The following is a 24,201-nucleotide window of genomic DNA, read 5'->3' as shown; positions in this document are numbered from 1 at the left end:
CGTCGTGGACTTTCCCTCGTTGGCGTTGCCGGACTACGCGGAGCTATTCGCGTTCACTAACTTCTCTTTCCTCCGTGGCGCCTCCCATGGCGAGGAACTGGTGTTGCGTGCGTCGCAACTCGGTTACTCGGGACTTGCCGTCACCGACGAGTGTTCGCTCGCCGGCGTAGTCCGCGCTCATGTCCAGGCGAAAGAGGAAAAGCTTCCGCTCATCATCGGGTCATTCTTTCAGCTTGTGAACGCAGACAAGAGTCCAGCGTTCGGTCTCATCCTGCTTGCCCAGAATCGCAACGGCTACGGCAATCTTTCCGAGCTCATCACGTTAGGGCGCATGCGGGCAGCCAAGGGCGAGTACCTTCTGACGCCGCATGACATCTCAAAGCCCGAGAGAGAGTACGCGCATCTCAAAGGTATGCCTGATTGTCTCGCTATTCTGGTGCCCGATTTTCCCGCGAAGGAAGACGCGCTCGCTGTTCAACTCGAATGGATGAACGACGTTTTCGCTGAGCGTGCTTGGGTGGGGCTCACGTTGCACCAGCGCGCGATGGACGACATTCATCGCGGCGCCGTCGAGTTCGTGGCGGACCAATACCGGGTACCCGTCGTAGCGACAGGAAACGTCGTCATGCACGTGCGCTCAAGGAAGCCGATGCAGGACACGATGACGGCAATCCGACTTGGCAAGCCGGTTGCAGATTGCGGATATGACCTCGCGCCCAACGCTGAGGGACATCTGCGGTCTCGGCTGCGTCTGGCGAATTTGTATCCTCCGCATACCCTGTCAGAGACGCTCAACATTCTTGAGCGATGCAATTTCTCCCTGGATGAGCTTCGATACGAGTATCCGGATGAGCTCGTGCCAGAAGGCTTCACTCATGAAGCTTACCTACGTCAAGAAGCCTACATCGGCGCGCACCGAAGATTTCCGGCTGGCATTCCGCACGCGGTTCAAGAGCAAATCGAGCATGAGCTACAACTCATTCGCGAACTCCAGTATGAGGCCTACTTCCTCACGGTCTATGACATCGTCCGCTTTGCGCGCAGTCAACACATCCTGTGTCAAGGCCGCGGGTCAGCTGCGAACAGTGCGGTCTGTTATTGCCTCGGCGTAACCGAGGTGGACCCGTCGCGCGGCAACATGCTCTTCGAACGGTTCATCAGCAAGGAACGCGGTGAGCCACCTGACATCGATGTCGATTTCGAGCATCAACGACGGGAAGAGGTCATTCAATACATCTATCGAAAGTATGGGCGCGACCGAGCCGCGATTGCAGCAGCTGTCTCGACATATCGTCCGCGTGGTGCGCTCCGTGAAACTGGGAAAGCGCTGGGTATCGACCCGCAAATCGTCGATAAAGTCGCGAAGTCGCATCAGTGGTTCGACCATTCGCAGGACCTTCTTCGACGGTTCGCGGAGTCTGGCCTGGACCCTGAGAATCCGCTCATCGGTTTGTGGGCGTCGTTGGCAGCGCAAATCCTCAACTTTCCGCGCCATCTGTCGCAGCACTCTGGTGGCTTCGTCATCAGTCGCGGCAAGCTCACGCGTCTCGTGCCCGTCGAGAACGCAGCAATGGCGGACAGGTCGGCGATTCAATGGGACAAGGATGACCTGGAGGCACTCGGTCTTCTGAAGATTGATGTACTAGCGCTCGGCATGCTGTCCGCAATTCGTCGCACACTCGACATCATCTCCGAGCAACGCGGCGAACGCTTCGAGATGCAGGACATACCGCCTGAGGACGACGCGACATACGAGATGATTTCTCGTGCAGACACCATGGGCGTTTTCCAGATTGAGTCGCGCGCGCAGATGAGCATGCTTCCTCGCATGAAACCGCGAGAGTTCTACGACCTGGTCATCGAAGTGGCCATCGTGCGGCCGGGCCCGATTCAGGGCGGCGCAGTGCATCCTTATTTGCGGCGACGACAAGGTATCGAACCTGTCACGTATCCGAGTGAGGCGCTAAAGGTCGCCCTCGGTCGGACGCTCGGCGTGCCCATTTTTCAAGAGCAGGTCATGCAAGTCGCCATCCTGGCCGCCGGGTTTACTCCGGGCGAAGCGGACCAGCTCCGCCGGGCCATGGCAGCATGGAAACGCAAGGGTGGCCTCGACCGCTACTACGACCGTATCGTGAACGGGATGATGGAGCGCGGGTACGAACGCGATTTTGCTGAGTCCATCTTTCAGCAGATTCATGGCTTTGGGGAATACGGATTCCCAGAGAGTCATGCGGCATCTTTCGCGTTACTTGTGTACGCGAGCAGTTGGCTGAAGTGCCATGAGCCGGAGGCTTTCCTTGCAGCGATGTTGAATAGCATGCCGTTGGGCTTCTATTCGGCATCGCAACTCATTCAGGACGCTCAACGTCACCGCGTCAAGGTCCTTCCGGCTGACGTTGCTATCAGCGGATGGGAGTCGGTGCTCGAGAGCCATGACGCTCGAGCGAAGCCAGCAGTGCGTCTGGGCCTTTCGCTGTTGAAGGGAATGAAGGATGGGGCCGCAGAGCGAATTGAAGCAGCACGAGCGGTTAAGAAGTTCTCAAGCGTCAGCGATTTGGCAAAACGCGCTCAACTGGACAGGAAGGACCTTCAGGTTCTTGCCGCCGCGAACGCGCTTTCATCGCTTGCCGGCAATCGTCGCGAAGCGCTCTGGCAGGCGGTCGCCGCGGTGCCAGACCGCGACATTCTTCTCGATGCGCGCGTGGATGATGAAACGCCCGTGCTCGGCGCACCGTCCGAAGCGGAAGACATCGTTGCTGACTTCAACTCGATGAGCCTTACGCTCGGCCGCCATCCGCTTTCGCTCTTGCGGCCAACCCTTCTTGAGCAACGTCTTGTGCCTGCGTCGACGCTTATGACCTATCCGAATGGCCGGCTCGCCCGCGGATGTGGGCTTGTCACCGTGCGGCAACGGCCAGGTACGGCAAAGGGCGTCATGTTCGTGACTCTCGAAGACGAGACGGGAAATGTGAACGTGATTATTTGGCCTTCTCTGCTCGAGAAGTTTCGGCGTGAAGCGCTTGGCGCGGCGCTACTCACGGTGTACGGAACGTGGCAGTGCGAAGGCGAAGTACGACATCTTGTTGCGCAGAGACTCGTCGACATGTCTCACTTGCTCGGCGGGCTAACAACGGTGAGCCGCAATTTTTGCTGAGGCACGTGGCGAATACGGGCGGCATTTGCAACTCGGCCGCACTCCAATACGTGGAGCTGCATGCCTCATGCTCGTTTTTGAGCAGTCGCGAGTCGCGATTGTCCTCCAATGTTCCGCGCGCCGTGGACAAAAATCAGTCGATAGTGCTTTCAAGTATCGCCGACTGCAATTTGCTCCTGACTGGGAAAATACCACAACTGGCGAGGAGGAAAGGCGGGTCAACATGTTGACGAACGAGGGCGCGGATGACGCCGAAGTCATCATTCGACCTGCGTAGGTGGGGCCTGGCGTGTTGAGGTTCCCCGCGACGGCGGCGTCTTGGTAAAAGAAGCAAACGACCAGGACGAAGCGTTGTCGCTAGCACGACGACTATGCCCCAAAGGCCAAACTTGTCTGCTCCCGCCGAGGAGTCTTCGGAGACACTGCACGACGAGCTTCCTCTTGCGAGCAAGCGACGAGGAGTTGATGACTTTGCCTAGAGAAGTCAGGTAAAGGCTTTGGCGGCATTCAGGCTCGCGTCGTGCTGAACGTGGTTAGCGCTCGTGTTCTCGAAGGCTGACCATGAAAATCACTATTACTGCGCACACTGCCGCGGAGAATGGGGACAAAGAATCGCATTGTTTCAACTTTCTAGTAGAGAACGGCGGTACCGAGGCGCGAACGGACTCCATCACGCTACGCACTGCACGAGTGCTCGTCCGTGAACTAGCGAACCACACGGGACTGGACGCGATGATGCGCAAAATTGTCGCAACACCAGAGGCGGAGTTCGACGCTTTGGTTGGTGCTCGCTTCGAAGACCGCTAGTCGACCTTTTCTGGTGCGATTTAGTTCGAGCGCCGATTCCTTAAACCAACTGCACAGGATGCAGGCGCGGCTAAATTTGGCTAAACCACCTTTTTCCCGAGAAAAAGGCCTTGGTCCGCCTGCAGGTCCGCGCCGGTGGAAAACGCCGGCTCGAATCCCATGCGCCAAAAAAATCGCTTTCCCAACCGGCTCGTTCTCGACATATCGACCATGAGCGTGTGGTAGCCCGCTTTCGCGGCATTCGACTCCAGTCCCGTCAACACGGCGCGCCCGATGCCAGCGTTGGGCATTCGACTATAGATACAGACGAGCTCGGCGACGCCGAAATCGAGCCGTTTGAACGCACCACAACCGACAGCCTCACCCTTCGCGGTTCGAGCAATGAGGAAGCGCCCTCGGGCGGAGCTTATGTCACCGTGCGAGAAGCGCGACTGTTCGCCGGTGCCCAAATATAGAGCTTGCATTGCTGCCATTTCGTCGAGGAGAACTCGCCCGTCATAGCACCATATTCCTTCTCGTTGAACGAGGACAGGGAGAGAAGCGGATGTCATACGAATGTCCGATGGCGACTGTTTTCTTCCGTCAGCAAGAAGGGAGCCACAGAGTCCTCTCAGACAGGGGAATCTAGCTTTTCCGCTGCATCCACGGCGTGACTCTGAGTGCGAGCAAATCTGAAAGTGGCGGCGCCTCTCCGACGAATCAATTTCACGCTCGGCGTAACGCGAATGAGGATAGTCAAAAGCCAAGGCTTTACTTGTCGCACTTTTGATTGTAAAAGTCGGTCAAAAAAACCGGCCGTGTCCCGAGCATGTAGAAATTATTCTTAAGGCTCCGTATGTATAAGTGCTTGAGTGCAACAATGAACATGCAGAGCCGCCACTTGGTTGGCGCGGGACATCATGCAAACACTCGAAGGCGCGGACGACGCCGAAATCGTCATTCGACCTCGCGATGCCGGCGGGTGGCGCATCGAATTTCCTCGTGGGCCCGGGATGTTTGTTGCCGTGGTCAGCCAGCAACAGAAGGCACTGATGCTTGCCAGGCAGCTGCGGCCATCCGCACACATTCGCATCCTTCCTGGCCGCGATTAAGCGCAGTAATCCGTTCAGCAGCGACGGCGCGACCGCGCTCTCTGTGACAGGCCGCCAACTGGAGCCAAGGCCGCGAAAAATCGCGTTTATCCGAGCCGCGGCCTTCCTTTGAAAGTCGATACAGCGTCATCTGCGGCTGCAACTCGAAGAGGTACTTGTCGCGACGGCTCTGAAAGCGACGTAATTAGCAATCTACGCGAACACGGGCCCGACTCGCCGGCAAGGTACGGCAGTTGCTGTCCAGCGCTCGTCATCTATTCGAGGAGCAAAATATGGCTGGCGACAGCGCATACAAACCAGGTGAACGCGTGAAGGTGTCGGGCATCTACTCCGTCGTCCACGACGACGGCAAAGATACGTTCGAAGTTACGTGTGTTGAGGGCGAGCACTTTCCCCCAACGCGAAGCGGCAAGGGAGCGCATTTCGAGTTGAAGTACGCCGCGACTCACTCGCACAAGCACGACGAGCTGAAGGGCACGGAAGCTCGCAGCTAGCTCGACAAAGGGCTTCGGCGCCTCTCCGTTTGACCGCATGCAGTGACGGTCCAAAGCCCAGTTCTATATCGAAGTCAGGACCAACAACCAACGGTGAAAACACATTGTGTCTTGGGAGCTCGTATGTCTGACCATGTTTACAAACTTATCGAAATCACTGGCTCTTCACTCGAGTCATCCGATAAAGCAGTCGAGGTTGCGCTTCAGAAAGCATCGGAGACCGTGAAGAACATCGAATGGTTTCAAGTGACGGAAACCAGGGGCCATGTGGAAGGCGGCAAGATTGCGCACTGGCAGGTTACCCTGAAAGCAGGATTCCGCGTCGACGACTAACGCGTCATCGTAGGTACGAAGCGACTGACTGAACTACAGATTTACGGCAGTCGCTTCATCGCTGAAGTCAGCGATTGCTTCGTCGTCCAGTAATCGACCCAAGGGTCGCTTATTTGGAAGCTCAAATACTCGCGAGCGGTCTGTACGCTCCATTGCGCGCCGCTCTTGAGGTCAGCAAGCTGTTCCCAGGCAACTGGCATTGAGACGCCCATACCCGGCCGGGCTCGAGCCGAGAATGCTGCGGCAGTAGTTTGCCCCTTCCCATTGCGAAGGTAGTCAACAAAGATTTTCCCCACGCGATTCGAAGGACCAGAGACCGCCGAGAAGCGTTCTGGAATCGTCTTTGCGAGATGAGCAACAAACGTTTTCGAGAATGCCTTTACCCTGGCGTAGTCCAGTCGAGGGTTCAGCGGAACAACCACGTGCAAGCCCTTGCCACCGCTTGTCTTCAACCACGCTTGCAAGCCCAACTCTGACAGCAGCAACCGGACGAGGAGAGCAGCTTCTCGGACAAGAGCCCATTTGACGCCTTCGCCGGGGTCGAGGTCAAAGATGACCCTGTCTGGCGCATCGAGCCGTCGCACTACCGAGTTCCATGTATGGAATTCGATAGTGTTCATCTGCGCAGCGGACAACAGCGCGTCCGCTGTGTCGACCGTCAGCAACGGGGGATGCTTCGGCCACAAGTCGCGGGCATGCGCTTTCAGCCCGGGCATCGCTGTGCGCTCGGCGTGTTTCTGGAAAAAGAGTTTACCGGCTACGCCTTCAGGCGCGCGCACAAGGGCAACGGGCCTGTCTCTAAGATGAGGCAGCATCCGCTCCGCGACGCTGGCGTAGAACCGAACGAGGTCGGCTTTCGTCACGGACGCTGACACGTCAATCACGCGCTCGGGATGCGTTATCTTCAGTTGGGGAAGAGACTCAGGGGCCTGCGTCGTCCCGCCTTCGCGGACTACGCCACGAGCGTCCTTGTCAAGGCGCAAGCCTATGAACGACGCTTGCCGAATCACTTCATCAGCGGTCCACTCAGTGAACTCTACCTCCGCCACCAGCACAGGTTTTACCCATCTCTCGCTCCCGACCACTCGCTTTGACCATCTGCCTGGCTTCTTGAGCGGCGTGTTGAATGGCGTTGCGTCGACCTCAAGCGGTGTGAGTTGTTTCCATAGGTCGCGCGCAGTCTTCGAATCCCAACCGGTTCCGACACTCCCTGCGTCATGAAGCTTGCTTCCCACGTAATAGCCGAGCAGCAAGCTGCCGACCTCTCCGTCGTTGCCGGCACGCGCGGTCATGCCACAGATGACGAGTTCCTGTCGCAGCCGTGCTTTTGCCTTCAGCCAAGTTTGCGTACGCCCCGACTCATACGGTGCGTCTCGCCGCTTGAGCATTAGCCCTTCCAACCCCAATCCTGTTGCCGCTTCGAACATCTGCGCCGGCGGAGCGTCAAAGTCCTGGCTGAACATCAGCCGCGCTCCTGCGTTTTCAACAATCGTCGCTAGTAACGCACGCCTGGACCACAGAGGCACCGTCCGAAGGTCTTTCCCATCGAGGAACATTATGTCGAAAAGGAAGTAGACGATGTCCTTGTTCGATTGACCGTCAACTGCGTTTTGAAGAGCGGCAAAACTCGGGATACCGTTTTTCAGCACGACGATTTCGCCATCCATCCATGCATTGGAAAGCTGTAGCTCCTTGAGTTCGGCTACGAGCAAAGGGAATCGCGATGTCCAATCATGTCCATTGCGCGTAAGGAGCTTCACTCGCTTCTTGTCGACACGAGCTAGCAGGCGGTACCCGTCCAGCTTGGACTCCACTATCCAGTTTCCGCCTGCTGGCAGCGAAGCCGCCAGCGTGGCGAGCTGCGGTTCGAGCTTAGCTGGAAGCGCGGACGCAACCGCAGCCGAAAGGTCAATGTCCGGCGCTGAGGGGCGCCGAGTCTGGGGAGTGCGAGGCTCTCGGACTTCGAAAAGTCCGAGGGGATTTGCAATGACGCTGTCGGGGAGTGCCTTGATGACGTCGTACTCGGCGAGCGGACGCGCCCACTCATCGCGCTTCTTGAACATCATCCACTGGTCTGCCTTGTCTCCCGGTTTTGATATGCGCACCAGCTCCCACAAGCCGGCGAGCTTTTCACCGTGCAGCCGAAAAACCAGCTTTCCCGCTTCCATGCCCTTGTCAGCGTCGCCGACCGGCTCCCACGTCCCACGGTCCCACACAATGACGGTGCCTGCGCCATATTGCTTGGGAGGGATAGTGCCCTCGAAGTTAGCGTAATCCACGGGATGGTCCTCGACGTGGACCGCCATCTGCTTCTTGGCCGGGTCGTAGCACGGCCCCTTGGGAACAGCCCATGACAGCAGCACGCCGTTGTGTTCGAGCCGGAAGTCATAGTGGAGGCGACTTGCCCAATGCTTCTGCACAACAAAGCTGCCGCATCGAGTCGGCGTTCCGTTTGCCATACCCGCCTTCGATGCATACGGCTCAGGCGTGGCGCCAAAGTCGCGCTTATTCCGATAGCGCTCAAGTGGCGCAGGCGCTGCCGGTTTGCGGGATGAAACCATCGCGGTTTCCCTCGTTTCGATGGGCTGATTACTGCAAATCGCGTGCCGCCAAAGCGCCGCGGGGAGCTGCTGACCCGCTCTGGGGTATGTCGTCGCCATTCCGTCTACAACACTGGCGCCAGGTTGACCAAAGCCCATAGCGCGCTTCGCGGACATGTCCCGGCACGTGTAGTGCTATTCTGACCATTCCGCCGCCCGCAAGTCGCGGTCGACGACTCGCTCATCCGGTTACGTCAGGCGAATAACGCCGCCGTCTAGGAGAAGGTCATGGTCGCCCGTTCGATTGCGTCGCTTTCTCTCTCCTTCGGGCTGGTTTCAATTCCAGTCCGACTCTACTCAGCTACCGAAAGCTCGTCCGAGGTCAGGTTCAACATGCTGGCACCGGACGGCTCGCGCGTTAAGCAGCAGTATGTCTCCGAATCTACAGGAAAGGTCGTCGAGCGGGCTTCCATGCAGAAGGGCTACCAATTTGAAAAAGACCGATATGTCGTCTTCACCGGTGATGAGCTCAAGGCGTTGGAGGAAGGTGCGAGCCACGTTGTAGAAATCGTGTCGTTTGTTCCTGAAAAGTCGGTCGACCCGCTCTTCTACGACAAGGCGTACTTCATCGCTCCCGACAAGCGCGGTGGCAAGCCGTACAGCCTTCTACAGGAGGCGCTTTCGCGGACTGGCCGTTGCGCGTTGGCGAAGTGGGCGTACAAGGGAAAGACTCGCATTGTCCAAGTTCGTCCAACCCCGGACGGCATGGTCTTCCAGCAGCTTCTGTTTGCAGACGAAGTCCGGTCTCTTAAAGACCTCGATATTGAACATGCCGCGGTCTCCGAATCGGAACTGAAGCTTGCGGTGCAAATCATCGAGCAGGGTGCCGAAGACAACTACGACGCATCGGCGTACGAGGACGAAGAGAAGAAGCGCGTCCTGGCAGCCATCGACCGGAAGATTGAAGGCAAACAAATTGTTGCGCCCGAGGCTGGCGAAGCTGCACCGACTGGCGAAGTGATTGACTTGATGGAAGCGTTGCGGGCTAGTCTCGCCAAGAGCGGCGAGAAGGCAAAGCCCACAGAGAAGCGGAAGACCGCGTCGAAAGCTGTGGAGGAACCGGCGGTTCCGAAGACCCGCAAACCTGCCGCACGAGCGCCAAAAGTTGCCGCCGAAACTCCGGCGAAGGTGCGCGCCCGAAAGTGAGCAAGCGCGACGTATCGCACTACGTCTCACTCGCCAAGCTTCAATCGATGCTTGGCGTGTCGCGCGGCGTCGTCGATGGCCTCATCGAGTTAGGTCTCGTGACGCCTACCCGAGGACCTCGCAACGCGTTGCGCTTCACGTTCCAAGATGTCGTCCTTTTGCGCACCGCATTGCAATTGCGGACGGCGAAGACCACGCCGCGTAAGCTGCGAGAGGCGCTGGCCCGACTCAGACGCGACCTTCCTGACGAGCTTCCGTTGTCCGGCATCCGCATCGCTGCCGAGGGACACGCGATTGTCGTCAAGACGGGGCCGTCGCGGTGGGACGCAGTAACAGGTCAGATGCTGCTCGACTTCGAAGTGGCCAAGGTCGGAGGCGACGTCGTTCTCTTTGACACGACGCCTGAGCGCAAAAACACGGCAACTGCTCAGGCACAGGAACGTTACGAATTGGCTGAACAGTTGCTGGCGGCTGACCCGGACGCTGCCGAGCGGAACTATAGGCGCGCCATCGAGCTATCCCCCGAGCCCTTTTACGCTGCGTACGTCGACCTCGGCGCTTTATTGTGCGAGGACGAACATCAATGCGGTGAGGCGCTGCGCGTGTTCGACCAAGCGCTTGAGCATTTCCCGGACGATGCAGTGCTGCATTTCAATCGAGCGGTGGCGCTCGACACGATGGGGCGACTTGATGAGGCAAGGAGGAGCTACGAGCAGTGTCTGGCGCTAAATCCGGACTACGCCGACGCCCATCACAACCTCGCCATCTTGTTAGACAAGGGCGGCGACCGCCGCGGGCTAATTAGACATTTGAACGCCTATCGACGATTGAGCCATTAAGGTCGGAGTCGCGCCATGCAAAAAACGTCGTCTCGGCGAGCCAAAGTTGTTTGTTTGCCAGCCGTCCAGTAGTCGCCGGCAAGACTGAAGACGACTACGCCGTCTATGCCTCGTATCGACCGCGGCGTCGCCCGGAGTGCGAACGCGGACCTGTCGCGGTGACTCTCATCGCCCACTCGGGTGTGCGAGCCGCTCACTTTTGGCAGGTCAAGAGCTTTGCAATGGCTACGATTTCACAAGGTCAAGAATTTGAGCCTCGAATTGGTTGTTCGCGGTGCAGGTCGTGGACGTACCCGTCGAATTCGCCGGCATGGGGAATGATGCAGAACCAGACGTATTGAACGACACCGAGTCGCTTTAGCGTTGCGTAATGCCCTCGGGCACGATGGTCACTGTCGTGTCTCGCTGAACGATATACCGGGTGCTAACGGTGATGCGAGTGTGCGTAGCGTCTAGTTCTTAGAAGACAATATTATGCGGTCACGGAGTGGCGGAACCCTAAGAGTCACGACGTTGAGGCGATAGAAAGCTGCAGGTCTCTGTGAGTGGCACATACAAGCCTGAAGTTGCACTCGACGTCTTTCTCAGCACCGACCCTGCGAAGCTTCGCCGCTCGCCGCCGATGTATCAGCGCTGCCATCGCATAAAAGAAAGGGCCTGCCGTTTGTCGAACGGGCGAGCCGCAACCAACTTATTGCTCGCAAGCATGGTGTGTTGGTCCATTAAGAGGCGGTCGATACAGCCTTCTTGGACAACAAGGTTCCGCATCCTACAATGAAGGTCGTCGTGACAACGCCAGGCAATTTTGAGATGACACTATCCGCTCGGGCCGATTTGCGCCCACAGGCCGAAATGCTGACCTTCATTGTCATCTCCCATCTCGCGACGAAGTTCGCCACCGGGGGGTGGATGTCCGTCGCGAGCACGGTCGAGTCGTCGGTCTACTGGTCGAAGTCAATGCAACGCGATGGAGATGTCCTGACCAGAGTTATGTTGGCGAGTCGTGCGCTTTCGATTGCGGAGGCTATTGAGGTCGAGACAGGTCTTACGCTCAACGGCAGCGCTCTGGCGTCCATCTTTGACAGCAATCTGCGGCTCGACTTTTCGTCTGCGATGACTCGCGAGATTTACGAACGATGTCAGACGCATCTTCTTGCGTTAAAGTAGCCACAGTTCAGGCCACCACTTCACCCGATTGCACTTCAACGGTGACGTGCGACAGCCCCTTGAAGCGCTCGAGCACCGCGTGATAGAAGCGCGAATCACGCTTGGGTTCACCCGTCGCCACTGAGACCACTGCACTCATGTGACCCGGGCCCACTCGCCAAACATGCAGGTCGACGACCTTGTCGCCGTTGCCTTCAATCGCGTGACGCACATTCTCTGCCATCCGTTGGTCGGGGCTCATATCGAGCAGGATTGCGCCCGTGTCTCGCATCAAGCCGTACGACCAGTTTGCAATTACCAGCGCACCGATGACACCAGCCAGCGGGTCCATCCAGAGCCAGCCAAATGCATGCGCCAGCAAGAGGCCGATGATTGCCAGCACGGAAACTGCCGCATCCGCCATCACGTGGACGTAGGCGGACCGGATGTTGTGGTCGCGGGCGGTTGCCACGTGCTCATCGTCGTGGTGCCCGTGCTCTTCGAATTCCACCTCATGCTCGCCGTCCGGCATCCGCACAATGGCCTTGAAGGCGTGCGGCTCAGGAACGTCCTCCTTCGATTCCAGATAGCCGCTACGGTCTGCCAGCGCGAATAGCTCTTGAGTCCCATCGGGTCGTAGCATCATAACCGACACCGTTGAGGCGTCCAATCGAGAGCCCTTCGCCGTCGGTGTAATCCGGAAAACGGGCGGCACGCCGTCTTCGAAGATAGAGACTACAAACACACCAGACGGCGTAATAATCTTCTGCACCTCGTATTGAGCATGGTCGTCGTGACCATGACCGTGTCCGTGGCTATGCCCGTGACTGTGTCCGTGGTCACCGCCGCTCAACAGCCACACACTTGCCAGGTTAACCAACAGGCCGACCACCGCGATAGGAATCGCTTCGCCAAAGTGAATGGGTATCGGCGACAGGAAACGCGAGACCGCTTCGTAGCCAATCAGCAGCGCAATCATTGCTAGCACGATAGCGCTCGTGAACCCTGCGAGGTCGCCCAGTTTCCCAGTACCGAACACGAAGCGAGAGTCGTTGGCGTGCTTGCGCGCGTACGTGTATGCGATGGCCGCAATCAGCATCGCACCGGCATGCGTCGACATATGCAAACCGTCGGCGACAAGCGCCAGTGAACCGAACAAGCTGCCGCCGACGATTTCAATCAGCATCATCGCGGTGCACAACGCAATCACGCCCCACGTCTTTCGCTCGTTCTTTTCATGACCAGCACCCAGAAAGATATGGTCGTGTCCTGCGCTGAACGTGGCGTCCTTCAAATTACTCATTTTTTGACTCTACTTGAAATAGCTGTGCACAACTTCGATGAGTTGTTCCGTCGCGCTGCCACCATGGCCCTCACCTTTATCCGCATCGACAAGGTGATTCCGGATGTGGTCTTCCAAAACAACCGCCAAAAGGCCGTTCATTGCTCCGCGACAACTCGTAATCCGCTGCAAAACATCCGAGCAGCCGTGCTCTTCCTCAAGCGCTCGTTCGATGGCCTCAACTTGTCCCTTGATGCGGCGAACCCTGTTGAGCAGTTTCTGCTTCTCCTGAATCGTATGACCCATCGCGCTCTCCAAATACCCCCACGGGGTATTAAAACCTCTCAAGTCTACCATAGGGGGTGGGGGTATCGCATTTTTACCTCGTTTGGGTAAGCCTTGGTACGCCGATGCGAAACCAACACAGGCAATGCGGTACAAATGCTTACAAACCAGTACATAAGCCGAGTGCACCAATCCGGCCTCGGCGGCGTTAAGCGAAATACATATTGAAGCTCACGTTGACGCATCGCATATAGGACAAAACAATGAAGCGCGCTACGCTTTTCCTCGCCGTAGTACTCGCCACCGCGTGTGCATCAACCGCCGCTCTGGCTCATGTCGACGTCGGAGTCTTCCTCGGAGCTCCGGCGCCCCTATATGTCGAGCAGCCCGCCGTCGTCTATCAAGCGCCCCCGCCAGTGGTCTATTCGCCGGCCCCCGTCTACTACGGCTACGGAAACGATAACGGCTATCGTGAGGAACGCCGGTGGCACGACAACGGCCGACATCGCGGGTGGGAGCACCGTCGTCACAACGATGACGATGATTGACCTGTAAGCCGCCTGAGTAGCCGCCCATACCAGCACTTACACAGCGCGTGGCAGCAGAGCGCTCAGCCGTAACCACTGCTTTTTAACGATTCCTTGCAGATAACTATCTTGCATTTAAGACACTCGTTCCCATGTGCTCCATCCAAACATCCGGAGGTGCTATGCGCACAATCAAAGTCTCTCTTGCTTTGCTTCTAATATGCTTCTCTGTCGGTCAGGCCAATGCTGCCGGTTGCCTTAAAGGCGCCGCAATCGGGGGTGTGGGCGGCCATTTTGTTGGCAGCGGTCATGCGGTACTTGGGGCAGCGGGCGGCTGTATCATCGGCCGACACATGGCTAACAAGAAAGCGAAGGAGGATGCGCAGGCAAAGCCACGAGTGCAACAGCAGACTCAAACGCAGCAGCAGGGCCAATCGAGTTCCCAGTGAAGAAAGGCGGCAGTGCCTACGCGATTGCGCTGTCGCCCATGACTAACAGCGGTTGGTCTGAGCAGCTACCGATACGCACGCGCAATTCCCCGATATTCACCACCGCCATATCCGTTGACGCGCGGACACGGGAACGGGCGATGCCGTCTGACGTACCGCAACGTAGGCACCATCGGTGACTGATACAGGTGCGAGTACCTTAGAAGACAAACAGTCTAAGTCCGAGTCCAACTACACCAGAAGCAAGCACGACCGGTATCACCCCGACCTTGACCCGCAACAGCGCAATACCGGCGACCACACCGATTAGCAAGGAGGGCCATTCGAATCCGCCATGCATGCCATGTGGCCACAACACGTGAAGTGCGAAAAATACGGCGAGGTTGACGATAACCCCGACGACGGCGGAAGTGATGGCTGTCAAGGGCGCGGTAAATTTCAGATTGCCGTGAGTCGTTTCGATGAAAGGACCGCCGAGCAGAATAAACAAGAAAGACGGCAGGAACGTAAAGAACGTCACGACGACGGATGCGACGACAGCGGAGGCGAGAACTGCGTCCGGTCCAAACACAGCCTTGGTCCAGCCACCGACGAATCCAACGAAGGAAACTACCATGATGAGTGGTCCAGGCGTCGTCTCTCCGAGCGCAAGGCCATCTATCATTTGTAACCCGGTAAGCCAGTGGTAGTTATCGACGGCGCCTTGGTACACATACGGCAACACCGCATACGCGCCCCCGAAAGTGAGCAACGCGGCTTTCGTGAAGAACCAGGCCATCTGCGTAATCGTTCCCCTCCAGCCGTACATGAGCGAAAGCGCCGCGATTGCCGCGAGCCATATCAGCAGGAAGACCGCAAGCACGAAGGCGAATCGCTTCCATGTAAAGAGCGCGTGTCGAGGGGTGGGCGTGTCGTCGTCAATGAGTGCGGGGCCAAACGCCTTGTCGCCCGACCTGTGTCCGCCGCCGACCGCGAATCTTGACGGAGCGTACTTACCCCCAAAGTGACCAATGATGCCGGCCACCAAAACGATGAGAGGGAACGGAACATTGGCTACAAAGATGGCGAGGAATGCGGCCGCTGCAATTGACCACAGCCAGGCGTTCTTCAATGCGCGAGAGCCAATTCTGTACGCTGCGAAGACGACAATGGCCGTGACCGCCGGCTTAATGCCGTAAAGCACGCCTGCAATGGCTGGGACACTGCCGAACGCCATGTAGACCCAGGACAGCCCTATCAAAATGAAAAGTGACGGCAGGACGAAGAAGCCGCCTGCAATTACGCCACCCCAGGTCCGATGCATGAGCCAACCGATGTAGGTGGCGAGCTGCTGCGCCTCGGGTCCTGGAAGCACCATGCAATAGTTCAATGCATGCAGGAATCGCTTCTCGGAAATCCAGCGTTTCCTCTCGACCAGGTCCTGATGCATGATGGCAATCTGCCCCGCTGGCCCTCCGAAGCTGATAACGCCGAGCTTGAGCCAATACAACAGCGCTTCACCGAAGCTCACGGCCTCTACAGCATTGTTGCGCTCGTTGCTCATTTCGTTGTCTTGCGCCATCTTGGTCTGTTGCACTTGATACTCCACAGGCGGTAGTAACGGATGGTCGGCAAGTGGCTACGCCCGGACATGTTCGCTGCAATCAACTCAGCGCACGTCGCAAGCCAGGGGTGGCCGAATCGCAGTGGCGAACGGACCACGCGTAACGGACCCATCAGTCCGGTATCAGAACGCATGCGAGTGCGCTCATCGCCGCCGCTTGGCTGCTGCTTTCTCTTGCGCAGCAAAGTGAGCGAGGAGTGAATCGAGCGTCGGGCTCATCTCGGTTAGCAGCGCGTCGTCGGTTAGGCCGCGCTGCTTCGCTCCCGTCATCACCGCTTCGAACCCGGCAGCTTCGGGGACTGAGACACCGCCCACGTCGAGCGAATGAACCATGCTAGAGAGTCCAGCCATGCCAGGCTCATCTTCGATGCCGAAGCTGGCTGCCAACACCTCGAACGTAACGCGGTCGTTGATGTGTGAGAAAGTCGCGCCGTCGAAATCGAAGCCCACTGCGTTTTCTGGACAATCCTGCGGCGATGCGAGCCACAGAAATCGCGCTTCGCTGTCGATGAATCGCCGGACGAGCCACGCGCTGGCGACGCGGTCCACCCAGAGCTTTCTCCGGGTCGCCCAGACCCTGCCCTGGTAGTCCGCTCGCTTCACGAGCTTTATCGTGCCGTCCGCCTGATGTGGCTCACCTGGGGAAAACACGGCATCGGCCGCCGCGACAAAATCTTGCCAGGCAGACTGAGCACGAACGGATGCCTCGTTCGGAAAGAAATCAATCCCCGCAATCGCTTCAAACTCTTTACGGGTCTTGCGCAGGAGTTTGGTGATTTCGGCAGGTGTGAGGCTCGTCAGCGTTTTGCGGGTCTCATCTAGTGACCGGCGCAGCGTCCCATAGTCGTCACTCCGGTCGAACAGCAGCTGGAATTCCGAATCTTGGGCGCCGTCGCGGCTGCGGAACCTCAACAAATAAGACGTCCCGCCTACCTGGCTAATGCTTTCGCACATCTCGGCCATCTCGACGCCCGCGCTCTCTTCGTCCGGGAGCAGATATACCCCATCGCGCAGTACAGCGCACCCTTTCGCTTTTAACGCGCGCCAGTAACGCATACGCGCGGTGGCATTGTCGGTCGGGAGGGTGAGCACGAGAAGCAGCCATTGAGTCAAATCATTCATGTTGCAAACACTACTCTACTGTTACGTGCGTTACAAATAAATTTTGCCCTGCGTGTCTTTCCCGCCTACCATCCGTCGCAGGAGCAAGCGGTTTCGAACCGCGAACGCCGAGCCCAGTGCGTCTCATGTGGGCGGGTTCCCTCTCCGCCAAAGGACAGGAGGTGCATATGACGGAACGAAGAGAGTTTCTGACCAAAGCGGCGACTGTAGGCGCGAGCCTGGTATTGGCTTCGACCGCCATCGGACTCCAGGCGTCGGAGGCAACCGGCTATAGCGACGAGCTTGTGGATGCTGATGGCAAATACTCGGCGGCGCCGCTGCCGTTTGCATACGATGCCTTGGAACCGATTATTGATTCTCGTACCGTCGAAGTGCACTACAACTTCCATCACAAGCCAGCTGTAGTTGCGGCAAACAAGGCAGAAGAATCGTTGGCAAAGGCTCGGGAGTCGAACGACTTTGCGCTTGTGAAGTTCTATGAGAAAGAGTTGTCCTTCCAACTCTCAAGCCACATCCTGCATACGATTTACTGGACTAGCATCTCTGGTAAAGGTGCTGAACCAGGCGGCGAACTAGCCCAAGCAATCGATAAGAATTTCGGCTCATATGCGAAGTTCAAGGCGCAACTGTTCGCCGCTTCAATGAACGTGGAGGCTTCAGGTTGGGGTGTTGTCGGATACCATCCTGCGACCGGCAAGCTGATGGTGTTGCAGTGTGAAAATCATCAGAAGCTGACTGCGTGGGGCGTGCAACCCATCCTCGTGCTCGATGTATTCGAGCATGCGTACTACCTGAGATACCAAAACAAACGCAACGACTATCTGACTCAGCTATTCACGTTGTTGAACTGGGAGAATGCCGCGCAACGGTTCAGCACCCTACAGTCGACGCGGAGGTTGACATGAAATGGGTCACCCGAGAACGGCCGAAAATCGACCGCATCGCGTGTCCCTGGCTTGTCCGCGGGTTCCTGGATTCCTCGGCGGAGTTCCTGTTTGTGCCTGCGGACCAGGTTCTGGCAGTCGCCGAGCGCGATGGCGCCTTGCCGTTCGATGTGCCGGGAGTGAAGCTCTCGCATAACGGCGACCTTTGCAGTTTCGATACGTTCTTAAAAGAGTATCAATTGTCGGACCCAGCGTTGGCCAGGCTTGCAATCATTGTACGAGGCGCAGATACGGCGAGGCTCGACCTCGCTCCGCAGGCGGCGGGGCTACTGGCGTTGTCGCTTGGTCTTTCTCGAATCTTTCCCCACGACCAGGAGATGCTTTCACACGGCATGGTGATGTATGACGCGCTCTACGCCTGGTGTCGCGACTGTCAGAGCGAAGTGCACGGTTGGCCACCTGCTGGATAAGTTTCGCCATGCCAAACGCCAGAGCAACGTACATGACGCTATTCAGGAACTGGCGAGTTCTCGGTCGAATTGCTTTGACCGCGCTCATTCTGGGTGCGAGCACCGATTCCGTTTCGGCTCCAGAAGCCTCTCCGTCTGCCTTTGCAAAAGGTAGCTGACATCCCGTTGAGCGGTCGCCCCACACGTTTTGACTACGCGAGCCTGGATGCGGGCCGACATTTGCTGTTTATTGCGCACCTTGGTGACAGCGAGGTAATTGTTTTCAACACCATCACCTCCCGCGTTGTTGGTCACATCCCGAACATCGCATCTGTTCATGGCGTGCTTGCGATTTCCCAATTAGGGCGCGTGTATGCGACAGCCACGGGCGCGAACGAAGTCGTCGCAATCGACATCGGTACGCTGCGAGTGACAGCGCGCATTCCAACGGGCGCATACCCCGATGGTATGGCTTATGCACCTGAAGCACGCAAGCTCTATGTGTCGGACAAAAACGGTGGCACCGCGACGGTCATCGACGTCAGTTCAAATCGGCCGGTTGCATCTATTCCTCTTGGGGGAGAGGTTGGTAACCCGCAATATGACTCTGGTTCAAAACACATTTTCGTCAACGAACAGACGCATTCGGAATTGGTAGAAGTAGACCCAGAGAGCGACCAGGTAATGGCCCGAATCCCGTTGCCTGGTGCGAAGGGAAACCATGGGCTACTCATCGACCCGGCACAGAACTTGGCCTTCATCGCTTGCGAAGACAACGACCGGCTTGTTGTACTGGACCTACGAACGAGGCAGGTGAAAGCCATGTTTGGGACAGGAAAGGACCCTGACGTCTTGGCGTACGATGAAGGTCGCGGCTTACTATATGTTGCTGGCGAGGCTGGCGTCGTGTCCATGTACCGCATCGGGCGCGACGCAATATCCAAAATCGGCGATGGCTATATCGGTTCGAATGCGCATGTCGTGGCAGTCGACGCCGATACGCATTATTCGTATTTTCCGCTAAAAGATGTGGCTGGTAAGCCAGTGCTCCGTGTCTTCGGCTCGAATCCCTAGGTTAGACTGCCGGCAGTGAGCTTGAGACTTACGGCGTGTCACTCGAAGCGCCGATTCGAATCGGCAAGCAACCATGGGCAAGTAGCCGACTTCAAGGTCACGTCGGTGAATGCCGTATTCGCCGAAACCCAAATGTTCTAAATGACCTGCGCAAATGCTGCTGCGCTCTTTATTCGAACCGTGCCTGATACTGGCATCGGTAGCCGCTCCAGCGCTGTCTTTGATATTGGGGCGATGATAGACCCCGACCGGTCGGCGACGGTTGCCTCCCAGTGCGGAGTCCGTTTTTCGTTAGTGCACTTGCATTGCACAGATGCGCGGAGATGGGGTGTTATTGAGTGGTGAATTAAAGGGCCACTAGCGTGATGTCGGTGGTCATTTGCGCAGCATGCGAAGGCCGTTACCGACTACCAGCAGACTGGCCCCGACATCAGCGAATACGGCCATCCACATGGTCCCAAGGCCGGCGAGCGTCAACACCAAGAAGACCGCCTTTATTCCAAGCGCCAGCGTGATGTTTTGCACGAGAATGGAATGCGTAGCCTTCGACAGACGGATAAACGTGGGGATTTTCCGCAGGTCGTCGTCCATCAGAGCAACGTCGGCTGTCTCAATTGCCGTGTCCGTTCCCATTGCGCCCATTGCAAAGCCAATATCAGCACGCGCGAGCGCAGGCGCATCGTTGATGCCGTCACCAACCATACCGACCATGACTGAGTTGGCGGACAGCCGCTCTATGGCGCGCAGCTTATCTTCCGGCAATTGATTTCCGTCAGCCTGGTCGATTCCGACCTGCTTCGCGATTGCTTGCGCGGTGTGCGGGTTGTCGCCAGTCAGCATAGCGGTGCGTACGCCTAGCTTGTGAAGCTCTGAAATTGCCTCGCGGCTGCTGTCCTTGACTGTGTCCGCTAGCGCAAAGAGCGCGAGCACCCGGATGTCGTCAATCAGCATCACGACCGTCTTGCCTTGACGTTCAAGGGCATCGAGTCGCTCTTCCAACTCCGCCGAGCAGCGACCGAGTTCCTCGACCAGCCGATGGTTGCCAAGCGAATAATTTTTCCCGTCGACAACGCCGCGAACACCTCTCCCAGGAATTGCTTCAAATTCTTCGACCAGATACCGCGTTATGTCGTCATTGTCCGCGGCTCGGGCGATGGCCATCGATACGGGATGGTCAGAACGACCTGACAGGCTTGCTGCGAGCGAGCGAACGTGTGCGACATCAATGTCCGTCACACGCAGTTCGAACTCCGTCTGGACCGGCTTGCCGTGGGTGATGGTTCCGGTTTTGTCCAGTGCAAGCCACTTGAGCTTTCGTCCCTGTTCCAGATAGGTACCGCCCTTGACAAGGATGCCTCGACGCGCCGCTGCCGCGAGGCCGCTGACAATCGAGACCGGCGTCGAGATAACCAGCGCGCATGGGCAAGCGATGACGAGCAGGACAAGCGCCTTGTAAATCCAGTCGAACCAGTTGCCCGAAAACATAAGCGGTGGGACTATCGCAACTGCGAGCGCCACGACGAAAACAATCGGGGTATAGATGCGAGCGAACTGGTCGACGAACCGCTGTGTTGGAGCCTTCGAACCCTGCGCCTCTTCAACTGCGTGAATGATGCGCGCCAGCGTCGTGTTGTTTGCTGCGGCAGTCACCCTGTACTCGAACGAACCCGACTCGTTGACGGTTCCAGCGAACACCGCGTCACCTTCCGCCTTTTCGATGGGAAGGCTCTCGCCAGTGATGGGCGCCTGATTGATGGTCGAACGGCCGCTTGTGATTTCGCCGTCCAGACCGATGCGCTCGCCCGGCTTTACGCGCACGACCGCACCGAGAGTGACGGAGCTCGCTTCGACTTCAGCCCACGACCCATCCGCCTGCCTAACGGTCGCCGTTTCCGGCGCCAGCCTCATCAAGCCCTGAATAGCATTGCGAGCACGGTCGAGCGACTTTGCCTCGATGAGTTCGGCTATGGTGAAAAGCACCATGACCATCGCTGCTTCCGGCCACTGGCCGAGTAGCAGCGCGCCCGTGACGGCGATGCTCATCAGTGCATTGATGTTCAGGTTGCCGTTGCGGACGGCAATCCAACCTTTCCTGTATGTCGTCAGGCCGGAGCCAAATACCGCGAGCAAAGCGAGTGCGGCGACGAGCCAAGAAGGCTGCCCGAGCCAACTGGCGACCTCCGCGCAAATCGCCACAACGCCTGCAAGCGCCAGCGGCCACCACGGTTTGCGCTCAGGTTCCGGCACCTTCTCAGGTTGAGCATCCGCGCTAGCCAGCTCTGGCGTGAAGCCCAGCGACCGTACGGCTTCGAGTACGGTGGTAAGTGCCTCTGGCTTGTGAGCAACCGTCAGCACGCGCTGCATCAGATTGAACTCCATCGCGGTGACCGCCCGCATGGCAGTCAGCTTTTTTCGGATTAACGCTTCCTCTGTCGGGCAGTCCATCTGAAGGATGCGGATTTGTGTCCGAACCGTGCCGCCAACCGAAGTCGGCGCGGCTAATGCGCTGAGAGATACGGCAAGAGGTGCGCAGCAGCTATCGCTAGCGGCAGTCGCACAGCAGCTATTGCCAGCCGCAGGTCGGGGAGCGTCACTCTCGCAATGGTCTTGGCTGTGTTCGTGACCATGAACACGCTTTTGCTCATTCGAACCATCCGCGATTGGCTCGGCTAGCGCCCCGAACGTCAGGGTCTCGGCGCCACAACAGCTGTCGGCGGTGGAAGGCGCGCAACAGCTTTTGCCACCCGAATGTTCGCGAGCGTGGCTATCGTCGCGGTCGTGGCCACTCTTTCGGTCGTCTGCGTCTTCGCAGCAGTGGGCGTGACCGCTCGAGCAGCCGCGTTCGTGTCCCTGGTCATCATGGCGCTCTGCGCCCCTGGCAATGCGACCGCGGTCCTGCTCATGTGCGGCTACGGCGTCTGAGCCGTGCTCCTGGCGCCTTTTCGAAACGTTTGCATCCGACATGGTGGTTTCCATCCTTGATTTATGATGTAGTAAACACCTTGGAGTAGCTCCAAGGTCAAGGCGGAAAGGAGAAAATCATGAAAATCGGTGAACTGGCGCGACTGGCTAATTGCACCGCTGACACAATCAGATTCTATGAAAAGGAAGGGTTGCTGCCTGAGGCAGACCGGACAGAGGCGAACTACCGGACCTATAACGAGGGCCACGTCGACCGCTTGCGCTTCATCCGGAACTGCCGCGCATTGGACATGACGCACAACGAGGTTCGTTCGCTGCTCGAGGCCGCCGACAACTCGGGTATCGGCTGTGGTGCTGTGGACGCGCTAATCGATGAACACATTGACCACGTGAACAGGCGTATCGATGAACTGCTACAACTTCGGGCGCAATTGACCAAGCTACGCGAGAGATGTGGGGGTGCGCGGCCGGTCGAGGACTGCGGAATCATTCACGAGCTGACATCAATGGAAACTGCCCAGCCGAAATCAAAAGCTTCTCACTTGGGCTAGGCGTCAGGCAGGTATTACCCCGCCCGTTGAATGCCTTCGATTGTCGTACCGCTACGACAAAGATTCATGGCGACATCTACTCGGGTGAGCGATTAAGGAAGAGCAATCTCGATGTCAATACGCTTATCCGAGTTTATATACTTTCCCGGCTTTGAAGACGGTGGTCGCGCTCCGTGATAGGCAAGCGCCTAAACAAACACTGCTTCTTTCACGTATCTCTCTCTGATGCGCAGCACGACCATACTGACTATGAACCCGATTGCTTCACAACCAGAAGTGCCGGGCTTCAGCGAGTGTGCCGGCTAGTCATCGGTCGTATCCAGTAGCAGTTGTCGCGTGCGCTTCATGACCCAAGCAACCTCACGTCGGGAGAAGTCCCAATCGCCAGCGTCGACCTTCAATCTCACGCCTTTTTCGGCCCGGGTCAACGCCACGTCTTGCGACAGACCCGAGCTAGACATTTTTCGCGAAGCATACGCGGATAGCTGACTAGCAAGGTCCTCACACGCGTCATAGCGCACCCACAGTTGCTCCTCCGAGAGACCGCTTTCATAGCGTCCATCGACTTCGCGAACGAGAAGTTTTGGTTGAACCCTGGTTACAGAACCAGGGTCCGGCTCTCTCGGAAAATCATCAGGCACACGTCGGTCCGTCATTCCTCGCTTCGCCGCTCATCTTCTCGCGGCGAACCGCCAGCCCTTCCGGAATTTTTTTGCAGGCAAATCTCTGTCGTCGCTCGTAGCCAGACTTTCGAGCGCGTCTGTCCAATGCGAAAACATCACCCATGTTGCGCGGAATACATACTGCTGTCCGTTCCGTGGACCAGCCGCGCGACCGGTCGGAAATCAACGGCAGCGTCGCGGGACAGTCGGTACTGTGGGATAGCCTTGAGATACTAGACAGCGTGGCGAAGTTAGCGCCCTGAGGCGAACGGCTGACGGGCGACGCTGGCTCCGAGGGGCATCTCACGATGCTTGGGACGTGTCTGAAGGCCTCGCTCAGGATAAGGCGGAGCTCAACTTCATGCGGCGCTGTGCTGCTCTGACAGACGCATGTGCGCGCGGATTCGCTCCGGCGGCTGCTGCTGGCTGCTCGCTCAAGCACGTCACTATTTTTTGTATTTCGGCCCATCCGTTCACGCCGAACCGGCGGGCGTTACCGTTATGAGACCGGACATGTAAATACTCGCTTTCAATGCCCCGCACAGATTCATCGTGATATAAGCCGGCAAGATGTCGATTCGGTTAGTGCTATTGGCAAAGGTGCATTGAGTGGTGCAAACATCGCCTGCGTCGACGACGATGAACGATGCCACGGCGAACTTTTCTCGGGCTTTCAGATAGTCCGATTCCATGAGGTCGGGCTGCTCGCCAAGCATTGTGTGAATAGCGTGTCGTTTTGGTAGGCTAGCGGCGAATCCTGGGTTGTCCGACACACGCTGTA

Annotated in this window: 22 protein-coding genes; 12 read left to right on the top strand and 10 right to left on the bottom strand. The window is 57.7% G+C overall.

All coding sequences use genetic code 11. From position 1 onward, the window contains the following. The first annotated feature begins 4 nt into the window (after nucleotides 1-4). Both PQR08_RS29755 and PQR08_RS29750 read left to right on the top strand, forming a co-directional pair. Complete coding sequence (locus PQR08_RS29755; protein WP_408163285.1) at nucleotides 5-3,154, top strand: error-prone DNA polymerase; 3,150 nt, start codon at nucleotides 5-7, stop codon at nucleotides 3,152-3,154. 561 nt (nucleotides 3,155-3,715) lie between these two features. Next, on the top strand, nucleotides 3,716-3,961 hold the full coding sequence (locus tag PQR08_RS29750; protein ID WP_408163284.1) for a hypothetical protein: 246 nt from the start codon (nucleotides 3,716-3,718) through the stop codon (nucleotides 3,959-3,961). 80 nt (nucleotides 3,962-4,041) lie between these two features. Here PQR08_RS29750 and PQR08_RS29745 read toward each other — a convergent pair whose 3' ends face one another. Then, on the bottom strand, nucleotides 4,042-4,425 hold the full coding sequence (locus PQR08_RS29745; protein WP_408163282.1) for a GNAT family N-acetyltransferase: 384 nt from the start codon (nucleotides 4,423-4,425) through the stop codon (nucleotides 4,042-4,044). A 435-nt stretch (nucleotides 4,426-4,860) separates the two neighbouring features. On the opposite strand from PQR08_RS29745, the gene PQR08_RS29740 reads away from it, so the two are divergent. The 3 genes from PQR08_RS29740 to PQR08_RS29730 all read left to right on the top strand — a co-directional run bounded on the left by PQR08_RS29740 (nucleotide 4,861) and on the right by PQR08_RS29730 (nucleotide 5,879). Further along, on the top strand, nucleotides 4,861-5,052 hold the full coding sequence (locus PQR08_RS29740; RefSeq protein WP_408163280.1) for a hypothetical protein: 192 nt from the start codon (nucleotides 4,861-4,863) through the stop codon (nucleotides 5,050-5,052). 272 nt (nucleotides 5,053-5,324) lie between these two features. Next, the gene (locus tag PQR08_RS29735; protein ID WP_408163278.1) at nucleotides 5,325-5,546 is read left to right on the top strand and encodes a hypothetical protein; all 222 of its coding nucleotides are present in this window, start codon (nucleotides 5,325-5,327) and stop codon (nucleotides 5,544-5,546) included. Nucleotides 5,547-5,669: 123 nt separating this feature from the next. Continuing rightward, nucleotides 5,670-5,879 carry a dodecin gene (locus PQR08_RS29730; protein ID WP_408163276.1) on the top strand — a complete coding sequence of 70 codons (210 nt, stop codon included), beginning with the start codon at nucleotides 5,670-5,672 and terminating at the stop codon, nucleotides 5,877-5,879. 41 nt (nucleotides 5,880-5,920) lie between these two features. Here the strand turns inward: PQR08_RS29730 and ligD are convergent, their stop codons facing one another. Further along, a complete protein-coding gene (ligD, locus tag PQR08_RS29725) occupies nucleotides 5,921-8,440 on the bottom strand; it encodes a DNA ligase D (RefSeq protein WP_408163346.1) in 2,520 nt (839 codons plus the stop codon). Between the two features lie 267 nt (nucleotides 8,441-8,707). On the opposite strand from ligD, the gene ku reads away from it, so the two are divergent. Together ku and PQR08_RS29715 are read left to right on the top strand one after the other, a co-directional pair. Next, nucleotides 8,708-9,625 carry a non-homologous end joining protein Ku gene (gene ku, locus PQR08_RS29720; protein ID WP_408163274.1) on the top strand — a complete coding sequence of 306 codons (918 nt, stop codon included), beginning with the start codon at nucleotides 8,708-8,710 and terminating at the stop codon, nucleotides 9,623-9,625. Continuing rightward, nucleotides 9,622-10,464 (top strand): tetratricopeptide repeat protein, encoded by an 843-nt coding sequence (locus PQR08_RS29715; protein ID WP_408163272.1) that lies wholly within the window; start codon nucleotides 9,622-9,624, stop codon nucleotides 10,462-10,464. Before ku ends, PQR08_RS29715 begins: the two co-directional genes overlap by 4 nt. Nucleotides 10,465-10,969: 505 nt before the next feature. On the opposite strand, the gene PQR08_RS29710 is transcribed toward PQR08_RS29715, so the two are convergent. Then, nucleotides 10,970-11,104 (bottom strand): sigma 54-interacting transcriptional regulator, encoded by a 135-nt coding sequence (locus PQR08_RS29710; protein WP_408163271.1) that lies wholly within the window; start codon nucleotides 11,102-11,104, stop codon nucleotides 10,970-10,972. A gap of 134 nt (nucleotides 11,105-11,238) precedes the next feature. Between PQR08_RS29710 and PQR08_RS29705 the strand changes: the two genes are divergently transcribed. Next, entirely contained in the window at nucleotides 11,239-11,631 is a 393-nt protein-coding gene (locus PQR08_RS29705; protein WP_408163269.1) for a hypothetical protein, read from the top strand. Between the two features lie 7 nt (nucleotides 11,632-11,638). Here PQR08_RS29705 and dmeF read toward each other — a convergent pair whose 3' ends face one another. The 5 genes from dmeF to PQR08_RS29680 form a co-directional block, all read right to left on the bottom strand. After that, on the bottom strand, nucleotides 11,639-12,913 hold the full coding sequence (gene dmeF, locus PQR08_RS29700) for a CDF family Co(II)/Ni(II) efflux transporter DmeF (protein ID WP_408163267.1): 1,275 nt from the start codon (nucleotides 12,911-12,913) through the stop codon (nucleotides 11,639-11,641). A gap of 9 nt (nucleotides 12,914-12,922) precedes the next feature. Beyond that, entirely contained in the window at nucleotides 12,923-13,198 is a 276-nt protein-coding gene (locus PQR08_RS29695; RefSeq protein ID WP_408163265.1) for a metal/formaldehyde-sensitive transcriptional repressor, read from the bottom strand. Nucleotides 13,199-13,919: 721 nt separating this feature from the next. Beyond that, entirely contained in the window at nucleotides 13,920-14,138 is a 219-nt protein-coding gene (locus PQR08_RS29690; RefSeq protein ID WP_408163264.1) for a hypothetical protein, read from the bottom strand. Between the two features lie 214 nt (nucleotides 14,139-14,352). Continuing rightward, the gene (chrA, locus tag PQR08_RS29685; protein ID WP_408163344.1) at nucleotides 14,353-15,696 is read right to left on the bottom strand and encodes a chromate efflux transporter; all 1,344 of its coding nucleotides are present in this window, start codon (nucleotides 15,694-15,696) and stop codon (nucleotides 14,353-14,355) included. A gap of 204 nt (nucleotides 15,697-15,900) precedes the next feature. Beyond that, a complete protein-coding gene (locus tag PQR08_RS29680; RefSeq protein ID WP_408163262.1) occupies nucleotides 15,901-16,878 on the bottom strand; it encodes a chromate resistance protein ChrB domain-containing protein in 978 nt (325 codons plus the stop codon). 167 nt (nucleotides 16,879-17,045) lie between these two features. Here PQR08_RS29680 and PQR08_RS29675 point away from each other — a divergent pair, with 167 nt between their 5' ends. The 3 genes from PQR08_RS29675 (at nucleotide 17,046) to PQR08_RS29665 (ending at nucleotide 19,285) form a co-directional block, all read left to right on the top strand. Continuing rightward, entirely contained in the window at nucleotides 17,046-17,783 is a 738-nt protein-coding gene (locus tag PQR08_RS29675; protein ID WP_408163260.1) for a superoxide dismutase, read from the top strand. Continuing rightward, nucleotides 17,780-18,232: a chromate resistance protein ChrB domain-containing protein gene (locus tag PQR08_RS29670; RefSeq protein ID WP_408163258.1), complete on the top strand. Its 453-nt coding sequence runs from the start codon at nucleotides 17,780-17,782 to the stop codon at nucleotides 18,230-18,232. Before PQR08_RS29675 ends, PQR08_RS29670 begins: the two co-directional genes overlap by 4 nt. A gap of 93 nt (nucleotides 18,233-18,325) precedes the next feature. After that, complete coding sequence (locus PQR08_RS29665; RefSeq protein WP_408163256.1) at nucleotides 18,326-19,285, top strand: YncE family protein; 960 nt, start codon at nucleotides 18,326-18,328, stop codon at nucleotides 19,283-19,285. A gap of 375 nt (nucleotides 19,286-19,660) precedes the next feature. Here PQR08_RS29665 and PQR08_RS29660 read toward each other — a convergent pair whose 3' ends face one another. Further along, nucleotides 19,661-22,249: a heavy metal translocating P-type ATPase gene (locus tag PQR08_RS29660; protein ID WP_408163254.1), complete on the bottom strand. Its 2,589-nt coding sequence runs from the start codon at nucleotides 22,247-22,249 to the stop codon at nucleotides 19,661-19,663. Between the two features lie 77 nt (nucleotides 22,250-22,326). Here PQR08_RS29660 and cadR point away from each other — a divergent pair, with 77 nt between their 5' ends. Further along, nucleotides 22,327-22,758: a Cd(II)/Pb(II)-responsive transcriptional regulator gene (cadR, locus tag PQR08_RS29655; protein ID WP_408163253.1), complete on the top strand. Its 432-nt coding sequence runs from the start codon at nucleotides 22,327-22,329 to the stop codon at nucleotides 22,756-22,758. A gap of 1,135 nt (nucleotides 22,759-23,893) precedes the next feature. Here cadR and PQR08_RS29650 read toward each other — a convergent pair. Next, a partial coding sequence (locus PQR08_RS29650) for a hypothetical protein (protein ID WP_408163251.1) occupies nucleotides 23,894-24,201 on the bottom strand: 308 nt, incomplete at its 5' end.

This window comes from Caballeronia jiangsuensis (assembly GCF_046030135.1).
In the GTDB taxonomy this organism is placed as follows: domain Bacteria; phylum Pseudomonadota; class Gammaproteobacteria; order Burkholderiales; family Burkholderiaceae; genus Caballeronia; species Caballeronia jiangsuensis.
This window is presented reverse-complemented; position numbering and strand designations above follow the sequence as displayed.